Origin of the sequence: Serratia sp. CY47280, from assembly GCF_052168655.1 — a bacterium.
In the GTDB taxonomy this organism is placed as follows: domain Bacteria; phylum Pseudomonadota; class Gammaproteobacteria; order Enterobacterales; family Enterobacteriaceae; genus Serratia; species Serratia bockelmannii.
This window is the reverse complement of the sequence record NZ_JBJNMG010000010.1, coordinates 1-11,827: the sequence shown is the minus strand read 5'-3', so window position 1 is coordinate 11,827 and position 11,827 is coordinate 1. Positions and strand designations below refer to the sequence as shown.

The following is an 11,827-nucleotide window of genomic DNA, read 5'->3' as shown; positions in this document are numbered from 1 at the left end:
CGGAGCGGGCGCAGTATGATCGTGTCGCACACTCTGGAGGTTGACGATGCTGGACTCATTCATCGTGTTCATTTCTCAGGGCGCGGAGCTGGGCTCCGCCGCCAGCCACACCCCGCAGGCGGCGGTCGCCGCGGTGTTGTGCGCCGCGCTGATTAACTTCTTCAGTTAAAAAAACAGCCGCATCAGCGGCTGTTTTTTCATCCTCAGATCACCCGAGAGAACTGCTGGCTGCGCGCCTGTTGCCGCAGATAGCGGTCGAAGCACATGCAGATATTGCGGATCAGCAAGCGCCCGCGCGGCGTGACGCGAATGCCTTGCTCGTCGCGCTCCACCAGCCCATCGCGTTCAAACGGCGCCAGCAGCTGCAGGTCTTCGGCGAAGTAAGCGGTGAAATCGATGCCGTATTGCCGTTCAAGCGGCTGATACGCCAATCGGAAGTTACAGATCAGCGTTTTGATCAGATCGCGCCGCAGGCAATCGTCGTCCGTCAGCGCCAGCCCGCGCCACAGCGCGTTGCCCTGCGCCTGCACGCTGTCATAGTAACGCTTCAGCTCTTTCTGGTTCTGCGCATAGCTGTCGCCGAGCATGCTGATGGCCGACACGCCCAGCCCCAGCAGATCGCTGTCGCCCTGAGTGGTGTAGCCCTGGAAATTGCGGTGCAGCTTGCCTTCGCGCTGCGCGATCGCCAGCTCGTCGTCCGGGCGGGCAAAGTGATCCATGCCGATGAACTGATAGCCGGCGTCGGTCAGGAACGCGATGCTCTGCTGGAGGATATCCAGCTTCTGCTGCGCGCCCGGCAGATCGGCGTCTTTGATTTTGCGCTGGGCGGCGAACAAGTTCGGCATATGCGCGTAGTTGAACACGCTGAGGCGATCGGGATTCAGTTCAGCCACCCGCTGCAGCGTGAAAGCGAAGCTTTCCGGCGTCTGTTTCGGCAGGCCGTAGATCAGATCGATATTGGTCGAGCGGAAGCCCAGCGCTTTGGCCCGCTCAATCAGGGCGAAAATAAAGGCTTCGTCCTGCTCGCGATTGACCAGCTGCTGCACCTGCTTGTTGAAATCCTGCACCCCCATGCTCAGACGGTTAAAGCCTTCTGCACGTAAATGATCGAGCACATCCAGCTCTATCTCGCGCGGATCGACCTCGATCGACATCTCCGCATCGGGCAGGAAATCAAAGTGTTCGCGCAGCAACGCCACCAGCCGGCTGATTTGCGCTTTATCCAGGTAGGTCGGCGTACCGCCGCCCCAGTGCATCTGGCCGACTTTACGGCCGGCGAACAGCGGCGCACGGCTGGCGATCTCTTGCGCCAAAACGTTCAGGTATTCGTCGGCCTTGTGCGTCTGGCGCGTCACCAGCTTGTTGCAGCCGCAGAAGTAGCACAGCTTATGGCAGAAGGGGATATGCACGTACAGCGACAGCGGTCGCTCAGGATAGCGCGCAGCGGCGCGTTGAAACGCCGCTTCGTCGTAGCACTGGTTAAACTCCAGCGCCGTGGGGTATGAGGTATAACGCGGCCCTGAGTAGTTATATTTTTGGATCAGGGCCAAATCCCAGACAATCGTCTGCTCTGACATGCTCACTCCTTCCGATATCTTTTTCTACCGGGCCGGGAGAGAGGCGGTTGTCTGCGCTGTCTGGCCACGGAAGCACTGCGAAAACGCGCTTTGCGCTTAGACAGCCGCCATAGTTTACCGAATAACCACAGCAGATAACACATCAAGAGTAGGGCTATTATCGGGATTAGCCACATGGCGCGTTAAAAGGCGTCTTTCGGATTGCCGCCTTTCAGCAGCTTCAGAATATCTTCCTGCTTCTCTTCTTCTTCGTCGTCGTCTTCACCCAGTTCGATACCCAACACGTCCATCAGCACATCGATGCGATCCAGCGTTTTGTCGACATAGGTCTGCTCTTCCGCGTTCAGCGTTTCGCCGTCGTCGATGCGATCCAGCAGCGCGTTCAGGCGCTCGTCATTTTCCAGCTTCGCCAACTCTTCTTCCGGCGACAGGCGTGGTTTCGCTTCGGCCTTCGGCTTCGGCTGCGGTTTGGCCTTCACTTTAGTTTCGTCGACCACCAGCGCAACCGGCACTTTACTGCCGATACGTGGATCTTTGGCTTCTGCCGCCGATTTGTTCTTCTGACTGCCGGACTCGACCTGGGTGCGCGAACCGGAAGCGAGGCCGCGGCGCTTTTTCAAGCGTTTGCGCTCACGCGCTTCCTGATCGAGCTCCATACGGCTTTTCTTTTTCGTTTTTGACTTCGCCGCGCTGCCGCGAGGTGCTTTTGATGGCTGGTTCATAGCGTGTGCTCTTAGGTATGTAGATTCAGTATAGAATTGCGGCGGAATCTAGCAGAAAGCGGACAAAGAAAAAAGGCGGCAGGTTAAACCTGCCGCCTATTTCGCACCTTCTTGCGAAGGGTATTCCTGTTACGCGCTCCTTGCGTACATGCAACATCCCGGTTTTTCCTTCTGCTATAACCGCATTCCCTGCCACTACGTCCTTCATCCTGAAAGGAAAATCGTCCATGGCGCAATCCATTCGCATCCGCTCTTCCCGAGCGCGCTTCCTGCGGGCATCCAAACTGCCGATACTTCACCATCCGATGTGCCTGCCGCCTGTTCCGGTGCGAAAGGGTCACTTCCTTTTGCGTTCATCCTGGCACTCATTGCACGCCCTGTGCATTCCCTGAGATTTGTCATCCTTCCCGGATGTTCCCTAATCCTGCGCAACCCTGCGTTAACGACTACTTTACGTTATTGTTGCGAAGGCTCAAGGCACCTGACGCCAATTTGAACGACATTTCCCTACAACGAAAAAACAACGCTTTGTTTTTAAAACAAAAACAAAAATATCACTTTCGAATAAAGCGACATTACCCGCGATTCGAATGGCAAATGTCTCACAACGCACACGCGGCATAACTGCCGTTTTATCGCGTCCCGCCGCTTAAAAACGGAGAAACACGCCATTTTTACCGCTGATGCAGTTATAATCGCCAACCAGTTAGCCATCCTCACGGAGACGAAAAATTTTGACCAGCAAGAACTACAACTATCATGTGACCCATTTCGTCACCAGCGCACCCGATATTCGCCATCTGCCGGGGGATGCAGGAATTGAAGTCGCCTTTGCCGGCCGTTCCAACGCCGGTAAATCCAGCGCGCTGAATACGCTGACCAACCAAAAAAGCCTGGCGCGCACCAGTAAAACGCCGGGGCGCACCCAGCTGATCAACCTGTTCGAAGTGGAAGACGGCATCCGCCTGGTCGACCTGCCGGGCTATGGCTACGCCGAAGTGCCGGAAGAGATGAAGCGCAAATGGCAGCGCGCGCTGGGCGAATATCTGCAGATGCGCAACAGCCTGAAAGGCCTGGTGGTGCTGATGGATATTCGCCATCCGCTGAAAGATCTCGACCAGCAGATGATCCAGTGGGCGGTCGACGTCGGCACGCCGGTGCTGGTGCTGCTGACCAAGGCCGACAAGCTGGCCTCCGGCGCACGCAAGGCGCAGCTCAACATGGTGCGTGAAGCGGTGCTGCCGTTTATGGGGGATATCCAGGTCGAAGCCTTCTCATCGCTGAAAAAGATCGGCGTCGACAAACTGCGCCAGAAGCTGGACACCTGGTTTAACGAGATCCCGCCGGAAGTGCTGCCGGAAGACGAAGCCGGCGAATAAGCCCAGGCCTAACGCCAGAGCCGATGCCTCACCGCATCGGCTTTTTTATCCCCGTCGAACGGCCGCAGACGAAATTTTTTGTTATCTAATTACAGTTTTGAAATAAAGCCATCATAAAAACTTATCGCCAGGGCTGGCTTATCTCGCCGGATTACGCGAGTCGAAAGGATGGAAGCAGGAACGAAAAGCGGTGCGGAGCGATAGGAAAAACGTATGGTTTGCTGCTGTTTTTACAATAAAAAACGCCCCAGTCAATACTGACTGGGGCGGCTAAATATTCAGCCAAATCCGATTACGTGAAGTAAAAGGTCTGAAAGATAGAACATCTTACCTCTGTACCCTACGCCTGTAACTCTACATCATTTTTTCGCAGGGCAAAAGAATTTTTTGTAGTTTACTTACACAATTTGCGGCGCAAGAACGGCGAAGTTGGGGAAACTATCGCCGAATCTTGTAGCTTAATTACGAAAAGTGCTTAGGTTATCGCCAGTTAGCGCATCCGGCGATAACCCGACGATCAGTGCGCCTCATCCCAGTTCATACCGACGCCCACGTCAACCTTCAGCGGCACCGCCAGGGTCATGCTGCCTTCCATCAATTGGCGGATACGTTGGCTGGCTTCTTCGAGCACCGACTCGTGCACCTCAAACACCAATTCATCGTGCACCTGCATGATTGCGCGCACCAACGGCTTCTCCTGCCCTTGCAGCCAGGCGTCGACCTCAATCATCGCACGCTTGATGATATCAGCTGCCGTGCCCTGCATCGGGGCGTTGATAGCGGCGCGCTCGGCCGCCTTGCGGCGCATGCCATTGCTGGAGCGGACGTCCGGCAGGTACAGACGGCGACCATCCAACGTGCTGACATAGCCCTGTTCTGAGGCCTGCTGGCGGGTACGCTCCATGTAGTCCAGCACGCCTGGGTAACGCTCGAAGTAGAGATCCATATAGCGCTGAGCTTCCCCACGCGGGATCCCCAGCTGACGCGCCAGGCCGAAGGCGCTCATGCCGTAAATCAGGCCGAAGTTAATCGCCTTGGCGCTGCGGCGCTGCTCGCCGGTCACTTTATCCAACGGCACGCCGAAAACTTCCGACGCCGTGGCGCGGTGAATGTCTTTCCCTTCGGCGAAGGCCTTCAGCAGCCCTTCATCCTGTGACAAATGCGCCATGATGCGCAGCTCGATTTGCGAGTAGTCGGCCGCGACGATGCGGTAGCCTTCCGGCGCGATAAAGGCCTGGCGAATGCGTCGCCCTTCATCGTTGCGCACCGGGATGTTCTGCAGGTTCGGATCGCTCGAGGAGAGACGGCCGGTAGCGGTCACCGCCTGATGGTACGAGGTATGCACCCGGCCGCTGACCGGATTGATCATCAGCGGCAGCTTGTCGGTATAGGTGGTCTTCAGCTTCGCCAGGCCGCGGTATTCCAGGATCACCTTCGGCAGCGGGTAGTCGAGCGCCAGCTCGGCCAGCACCTCTTCGTTGGTGGACGGCGCCCCGCCCGGGGTTTTCTTCAGCACCGGCAGCTTTTGTTTTTCGTACAAGATAGCCTGCAGCTGCTTGGTCGACGCCAGGTTGAACGGCTCTTCCGCCAGCTCATGGGCCTGCACCTCCAGTTCCGCCAAACGCTTGGCCAGCTCCTGAGAGTGGGCCGACAAAATGGCCGGATCGATCAGCACCCCGGTGCGTTCGATATGCGACAGCACCGGCAGCAGCGGCATTTCAATCTCATTGAATACCGTCAGCAGCTCCGCGCTCTGTTTCAGCTGCGGCCACATCGCCAGGTGCAGCTGCAGCGTGACATCCGCGTCTTCGGCGGCGTAAGGCGCCGCCTGCTCCAGCGCGATCTGGTTGAACGTCAGCTGGTTTTTACCCTTGCCGGCGATCTCTTCGAAGGTGATGGTTTTGTGGCCCAGATAACGATCGGCCAGGCTGTCCATATCATGACGGCCACCGACGCTGTCCAGCACATAGGACTCCAACATGGTGTCATAGGCGATACCGCGCATCTCGATGCCGTAGCGCGCCAGCAGGCTCATGTCGAACTTCAGGTTTTGCCCGACCTTGAGCGCCTTCTCGTCCTCCAGCAGCGGCTTGAGCGCTTCCAGCACGTAGGTGCGATCCAGCTGTGGCGGTGCATCCAGATAATCGTGTGCCACCGGCAAATAAGCCGCTTCACCCGGCGCGATCGCGAAGGACAGGCCGATCAGGTTGGCGGTCAGCGTATCCAGGCCATCGGTTTCGGTATCGAAGGCAAATACGTCGGCCTTTTTCAGCCGCGCCAGCCAGTCGGTAAAGGTCGTTTCGTCCAGGATGGTGACATAACCGTCCTGAGACAGCTTGGCCTCCGCCAGCGCTTTCGGCGTTTCCGCAGCGATGGCCGATTTGGCGGCGCCGGCAGCTTTCGCGCCCGCGCCTTTCTTGTTTTCCAGCCAGACGCCGGCCTCCACGTCCGCCAGCCAGCGTTTGAACTCGTACTGTTTGAACAGCTGTTGCAACGTGTCGACATCCGGCGCGGAGACCGTCAGGTCCGCACAGGTCAGATCCAACTCGACGTCGGTTTTGATCGTCGCCAGCTTATAGGAGAGATACGCGACCTCTTTGTTCTGTTCCAGCTTGGCCGCCATGGTTTTGGCGCCGCGGAAGCTCAGCGTGGCGATATTCTCCAGATTGCCGTACAGCGCATCCAGCCCACCGATCCCCTGCAGCAACGCCTGGGCGGTTTTCTCGCCCACGCCCGGCACGCCGGGAATGTTGTCCGATGAATCGCCCATCAACGCCAGGAAGTCGATGATCAGCTCCGGCGGAATACCATATTTATCGCACACTTCCTGCGGGCCGAGGATCGTGTTGTTCATGGTATTGATCAGGGTGACGTTCGGCGTCACCAACTGCGCCATGTCTTTGTCGCCGGTGCTGATCAGCACCGCGTGGCCGGCCTTTTCGGCCTCCAGCGCCAGCGTACCGATGACGTCGTCCGCCTCAACGCCGGGCGTCACCAGCAGCGGCAGGCCCATCGCCTTGACCATGCTGTGCAGCGGCTCGATCTGCGCACGCAAATCGTCCGGCATCGGTGGCCGGTGTGACTTGTATTCAGCGAACAGATCGTCGCGGAAGGTCTTCCCTTTAGCATCAAACACCACGGCAACGTGGCTCGGTTGATACTGCAGCAGCAGGCTGCGCAGCATATTCAGCACGCCATACATCGCGCCGGTTGGCTCGCCCGCCGAGTTGGTCAGCGGCGGGAAGGCGTGATAAGCGCGGTAGAGGTAGGAGGAACCGTCAACCAGGATTAGTGGATTTTCTGCAATCTGGGCCATAGCGTTTCTTTATCGTGATCGGACATAGGGGTAAGCATGCCATAGCTGGCCGCCGGAGACGAACCTTAGCGTGCATTGCGGACGAAAATGATGTGATGGTGCGCGAGGATCCGCAAGATCTTACCTGTGGATAACTTTGTGCATAGAAAAGAGACCGAATTATAACGCTGTGATTATCGTTATAACGGCGAATAAAATTCCTATTTAAATCACCGCGTTAAAAGAACGAATTCCGGCGACGCTTTATTACTGGCTTTTATTGAATTTGTGGATATAACTTTCGCCGGATTTTAATCGCACTATTAATCAAATTCGGCGCCTCAATTACCCTAGCACAAGCTGGGAAAGTTGCACGAAAACTCAGCAAATGGTTATCCGATGAGACGAAAAACAGTGATTTTTAGCGGCGCTTTACCCCGACGATCTCTGTTAAAATAGGCTTTTGTTCATGCGCTTTGGCATGCAACGATGTTCCCAACAACCGTCAGCCCATAACCATGCCAAGATTGTTAACGCCTGTTATCTTTATCATTTCCGTCATACTCACCATTCTGGTGACGGTGTTGTGTTCCATCCCCATCACGTTGGCCGGCATCGTGAAACTCCTGGTGCCCATTCCCGCCGTCTGGCGATATATCTCGGCTTTCGCCGATTTCATGATGTGGTGTTGGTGTCAGGGGCTGGCGCTGTTATTGCGTATTAACGGGCAATTGCGTTGGGATATTGAAGGGCTGGAAGGGCTGGATCGTAAAAACTGGTATCTGCTGATCAGCAATCACGAAAGTTGGTCAGACATTGTCGTGTTGTGCGTGCTGTTCAGAAATCATATTCCAATGAATAAGTATTTCCTCAAGCAACAGCTCGCCTGGGTACCTTTCGTCGGCCTGGCCTGCTGGGCGCTGGATATGCCATTCATGAAACGTTACTCCCGTGCCTATTTGCTCAAGCACCCGGAGAAACGCGGCAAGGATATCGAAACGACGCGCCGTTCCTGCGAAAAATTCCGCCAGCGCCCAACCACCATCGTCAATTTCGTCGAAGGTTCGCGCTTCACCGAAGCCAAGAAAATTAAAAGCAATTCACCCTACCGCAATTTGCTGGCGCCCAAAGCCGCCGGCATCGCGTTTACCCTTAGCGCGCTGGGCAATCAGTTCGACAAAGTGTTGAACGTTACCCTGCTCTATCCGGAAAATAACCAACGGCCTTTTCTGGACATGCTGTGCGGTCGTCTGACGCGTATAGTGGTAAGAATTGAGACGTTGCCGATCGATGAAACCCTGCACGGGGACTACTTCAACGACAAGCTGTTCAAGCGGCGCTTCCAGCTATGGCTGAATACGCTGTGGCAGGAAAAAGACCGGTTACTGGATAAATTGAAGCGGCAATATGGATAAAAAAAACGCCGGCAATGCCGGCGTTTTTCATGTTGAATCAGGCTTATTTCTGCTGGCTGAGGAATTTAACCACGTCGGCGAACTGCTTCACGTAAGCGTCCATCGAGCTGGTATCCAGGCCATCGTTTTTAACCATGTATTTGCCGTTCACAAATACCGCCGGCACGCCGCGCAGCTGCAGATCTTCCGCGGCTTTCTCCTGTTGAACCACCAGAGATTTCACCACGAAGCTGTTCCAAGCTGCGTCATAATCTGCGGCGGTCACGCCCGCTTTTACGAAGACGTTACGGATATCGTCCGGCGTTTGCACGGTCTGGGTTTTCTGCACCGCTTCAAACATCAGCGGGCTTACTTTATCTTCCACGCCCAGCGCCATCGCCACCGCCCACGCCTGAGTCAGCTGTTTGCCCAGTGGCCCCAGGAACTCCACGTGGTACTTGGTCATTTTGGTGCCGGCAGGCAGCGCCTTTTTCACGTTTTCGGACACGTGATAGACCTGCTCAAATTGGTAGCAGTGCGGGCAGTAGAAGGAGAAGAACTCCAGTACCTGCGGCTCGCCGGTCACCGGCTTGTCCAAGGTCACATACTGAGTGCCATCGCTAAACTGTGCCGCCGAGGCACTGAATGCCATCACCATGCCAACGAGCGCCAACCATATTTTTTTCATAAGACTAAACTCTCCATTGTGTTAAAGCTTCAATACATTGGCGTCAGCTGCAGAGGAGGCTCCTGCAACAGCTTAACCTGTTCGGTGAAGGCCGCAGTCTGAGACAACCAGAAATCAGACTCCGCCATCCACGGAAAACTCTTAGGGAAGGCCGGATCCTGCCAACGGCGAGCGACCCAGGCCAGGTAATACACCATGCGCATCGCCCGCAGGGGTTCAATCAACGCCAGCTCGCGCTGATCGAACTCGGCAAATTCGCCGTACGCCTCCAGCAAGACATCCAGCTGCATCAGTTGATCGCGACGTTCACCGTGCAGCAGCATCCACAAATCCTGCACCGCCGGGCCGTTGCGCGCGTCATCAAGATCGACAAACAGCGGGCCGTCGCGCCACAGAATATTGCCCGGATGGCAATCGCCGTGCAAACGACGCGGCTGCCAGTTCAGATGCCAGTGCGGCTTGATCGCCGCAATCAGGTTATCCGTCGCCTGCAGGAACGCTTCACGCTGCGCTGCCGGCAACAGCTCGCAATCGGCCAGCGCCTGACGCGGGGCAATAAGATACTCTTCAATCCCCATGGTCGGCCGCTCAGCAAACAAACGCTCACCGCCGACCTGATGGATACGCCCCAGAAAACGGCCTACCCATTCCAACTGATCCAGATTGTCTATCTCATATTGCCGGCCCCCCACGCTGGGGAACAGCGTAAAGAAAAAACCGCCGTGCATATGCAGCGTAGTGCCTTGCAGCGCCAGCGGCGCCACCGCCGGGATCTCCGCGCCGGCCAGATCCAGAGCGAACTGATGTTCCTCACCGATTTGTGCGGCACTCCAGCGCTCCGGACGGTAAAACTTCACCACGTAGCGTCGGCGATCTTCGTCCATAAACTGATAGACGCGGTTCTCATAGCTGTTCAGCGCCGTCAGGCCGGAATCAACGCGCAGGCCAATCCCTTCTAGCGCGTCCATAATCAAATCGGGCGACAGGGTGTCGAAATTAAAAGCAGAGTTATTCATAACGTTCGTTTGATCGCTGACAGCATGGTGCCGGGAATGAGAAATAGTAGCATTAATGGCGCATTTCACGCGCTATGCTTTCTCGCACCGCACGAGGATCAGTCCTTGATAACGCCGCGAGCGCGCAACAGCGCCGTTTTAAAATCTTCTTCGTAATCTTTCTTCAGACCCGGGATCTGATCCGTGCCGGCGCTACCGCGCATTTTCAGGTGGTAAATAAGAATATCATCGCTCAATTCGGACAACTCGCCCTGGAAGCCCGCTTCCTTCGCCAGCTTTTGCAAAAACTGCATCAAATTGAGATCGGGATCTTCCTGCCAGGCCGGGTGCAACAGCTCGATCAACTCGTTTACGCGATGCGTTTTCATCTCAATATCGTCCAATAGCATGAATAAACTCACAAAGTAACAGGCTTACCCACGCAGTGAAAGAACCGGCTTGTCAATAAAGGTAAATCCTGATGTCGCACGGGCTTTAGCGCTACAATCAGCGCATCGACAAGGCGGGATAAACGAGATGCATAAAGAAATCAGCGGCGTCATTTTGGCCGGCGGACGGGCCACGCGCATGGGCGGTGAAGACAAAGGCCTAGTGTCGATTGGCGGGATCGCACTCTATCAACACGTATTGGCTCGGTTACGCCCGCAGGTGGCCTCCGTCGCCATCAGCGCCAATCGCAATCAGGCACGTTACCAGGCGAGCGGTTTGCCGGTGATTGGCGATCTGACGCCCGACTTCGCCGGACCGTTGGCCGGGATGCTCGCCGGGCTCACACAGGCTCACAGCGAATGGGTGGTCTTTGTCCCCTGTGATGTCCCCGACTTTCCCGCCGACTTAGTCGCACAACTCTGGCGGCAAAAAGGCGCGGCGCAGGCGGCCTTTGCCAGCGATGGTGAACGAGATCACCCTACGCTGGCGTTATTGCATAGCCAAATAGCACCGCAGCTGGCTGACTATCTGGCCCGAGGTGAACGCAAGCTGATGCTGTTCCTGCATCAAATTGGGGCACAACGCGTGGCGTTCTGCGGACAACAAGCGGCATTTCATAACCTGAATACGCCGGAAGACTGCCGGAATTGGCAGCAAGCACGAGAGCTAAAGTAATGAATCGTTCATTGCCCCCTTTGCTGGCCATCGGTGCCTATAGCGGAACGGGAAAAACCACCTTGCTCAAACAGCTGATCCCGCTGCTGAAACAGCGCCAGGTGCGGGTTGGGCTGATAAAGCATACGCACCACGATATGGATGTGGATACACCGGGTAAAGACAGCTATGAGCTGCGCAAAGCGGGTGCCGACCAAACGTTGGTCGCCAGCGATCGCCGCTGGGCATTGATGACCGAAACGCCGGAGCAACAACCTTTGGATCTACGCTACCTGGCAGAGCGTTTTGATGCCGATAAGGTCGACTTGATTCTGGTGGAAGGGTTCAAACATGAGCCGGTCAGCAAGATCCTGCTTTATCGGGCCGAGATCGGTAGGCCGCTAGAAGACATGCTGGATCAGTTTGTCGTGGCGGTAGCCAGCGACCGACCGCTATCCATCACGGCTAAGCCGTTGGATCTCAATCAGCCGGAAAGCATCGCCGATTTTATTGTCGAGTGGTTGAAAGGCGCAGCGTAGCTGCGCTTTTTTACGTTTTACGCATAGCAAAAAGCCCTGAACGTCAGTTCAGGGCTTTCGGCTTTATTTGATGCCTGGCAGTGTCCTACTCTCGCATGGGGAGACCCCACACTACCATCGGCGCTACGGCGTTT

At 56.1% G+C, this 11,827-nt stretch carries 12 protein-coding genes; 5 read left to right on the top strand and 7 right to left on the bottom strand.

The window, feature by feature from the left end:
- The first annotated feature begins 46 nt into the window (after window positions 1–46).
- Complete coding sequence (locus ACJ8J4_RS23755) at window positions 47–169, top strand: YshB family small membrane protein (RefSeq protein ID WP_015379453.1); 123 nt, start codon at window positions 47–49, stop codon at window positions 167–169.
- A gap of 34 nt (window positions 170–203) precedes the next feature.
- Here the strand turns inward: ACJ8J4_RS23755 and hemN are convergent, their stop codons facing one another.
- The gene (gene hemN, locus ACJ8J4_RS23750) at window positions 204–1,577 is read right to left on the bottom strand and encodes an oxygen-independent coproporphyrinogen III oxidase (RefSeq protein ID WP_049209085.1); all 1,374 of its coding nucleotides are present in this window, start codon (window positions 1,575–1,577) and stop codon (window positions 204–206) included.
- A 182-nt stretch (window positions 1,578–1,759) separates the two neighbouring features.
- Window positions 1,760–2,299, bottom strand: a complete 540-nt coding sequence (gene yihI / locus ACJ8J4_RS23745; protein ID WP_072008264.1) for a Der GTPase-activating protein YihI — start codon at window positions 2,297–2,299, stop codon at window positions 1,760–1,762.
- A 734-nt stretch (window positions 2,300–3,033) separates the two neighbouring features.
- Between yihI and yihA the strand changes: the two genes are divergently transcribed.
- A complete protein-coding gene (gene yihA, locus ACJ8J4_RS23740) occupies window positions 3,034–3,678 on the top strand; it encodes a ribosome biogenesis GTP-binding protein YihA/YsxC (RefSeq protein WP_019452177.1) in 645 nt (214 codons plus the stop codon).
- Between the two features lie 278 nt (window positions 3,679–3,956).
- Here the strand turns inward: yihA and ACJ8J4_RS23735 are convergent, their stop codons facing one another.
- Together ACJ8J4_RS23735 and polA are read right to left on the bottom strand one after the other, a co-directional pair.
- On the bottom strand, window positions 3,957–4,004 hold the full coding sequence (locus ACJ8J4_RS23735) for a spot 42 RNA, inhibition of DNA synthesis (RefSeq protein ID WP_071892919.1): 48 nt from the start codon (window positions 4,002–4,004) through the stop codon (window positions 3,957–3,959).
- 191 nt (window positions 4,005–4,195) lie between these two features.
- The gene (polA, locus tag ACJ8J4_RS23730) at window positions 4,196–6,994 is read right to left on the bottom strand and encodes a DNA polymerase I (RefSeq protein ID WP_038630023.1); all 2,799 of its coding nucleotides are present in this window, start codon (window positions 6,992–6,994) and stop codon (window positions 4,196–4,198) included.
- 497 nt (window positions 6,995–7,491) lie between these two features.
- Here polA and ACJ8J4_RS23725 point away from each other — a divergent pair, with 497 nt between their 5' ends.
- Window positions 7,492–8,388 carry an acyltransferase gene (locus ACJ8J4_RS23725; protein WP_025304720.1) on the top strand — a complete coding sequence of 299 codons (897 nt, stop codon included), beginning with the start codon at window positions 7,492–7,494 and terminating at the stop codon, window positions 8,386–8,388.
- A 43-nt stretch (window positions 8,389–8,431) separates the two neighbouring features.
- On the opposite strand, the gene dsbA is transcribed toward ACJ8J4_RS23725, so the two are convergent.
- From dsbA to ACJ8J4_RS23710, 3 genes are all read right to left on the bottom strand, one after another.
- Window positions 8,432–9,055 (bottom strand): thiol:disulfide interchange protein DsbA, encoded by a 624-nt coding sequence (gene dsbA, locus ACJ8J4_RS23720; protein WP_025304721.1) that lies wholly within the window; start codon window positions 9,053–9,055, stop codon window positions 8,432–8,434.
- 29 nt (window positions 9,056–9,084) lie between these two features.
- Entirely contained in the window at window positions 9,085–10,071 is a 987-nt protein-coding gene (locus ACJ8J4_RS23715) for a serine/threonine protein kinase (protein WP_049209084.1), read from the bottom strand.
- A 98-nt stretch (window positions 10,072–10,169) separates the two neighbouring features.
- On the bottom strand, window positions 10,170–10,439 hold the full coding sequence (locus ACJ8J4_RS23710; protein ID WP_004931268.1) for a YihD family protein: 270 nt from the start codon (window positions 10,437–10,439) through the stop codon (window positions 10,170–10,172).
- Between the two features lie 148 nt (window positions 10,440–10,587).
- Between ACJ8J4_RS23710 and mobA the strand changes: the two genes are divergently transcribed.
- Both mobA and mobB read left to right on the top strand, forming a co-directional pair.
- Window positions 10,588–11,175, top strand: coding sequence for a molybdenum cofactor guanylyltransferase MobA (gene mobA / locus ACJ8J4_RS23705; RefSeq protein WP_025304724.1), 588 nt, complete (start codon window positions 10,588–10,590; stop codon window positions 11,173–11,175).
- On the top strand, window positions 11,175–11,693 hold the full coding sequence (gene mobB, locus ACJ8J4_RS23700) for a molybdopterin-guanine dinucleotide biosynthesis protein MobB (RefSeq protein ID WP_025304725.1): 519 nt from the start codon (window positions 11,175–11,177) through the stop codon (window positions 11,691–11,693). Before mobA ends, mobB begins: the two co-directional genes overlap by 1 nt.
- Window positions 11,694–11,827 lie beyond the last annotated feature (134 nt).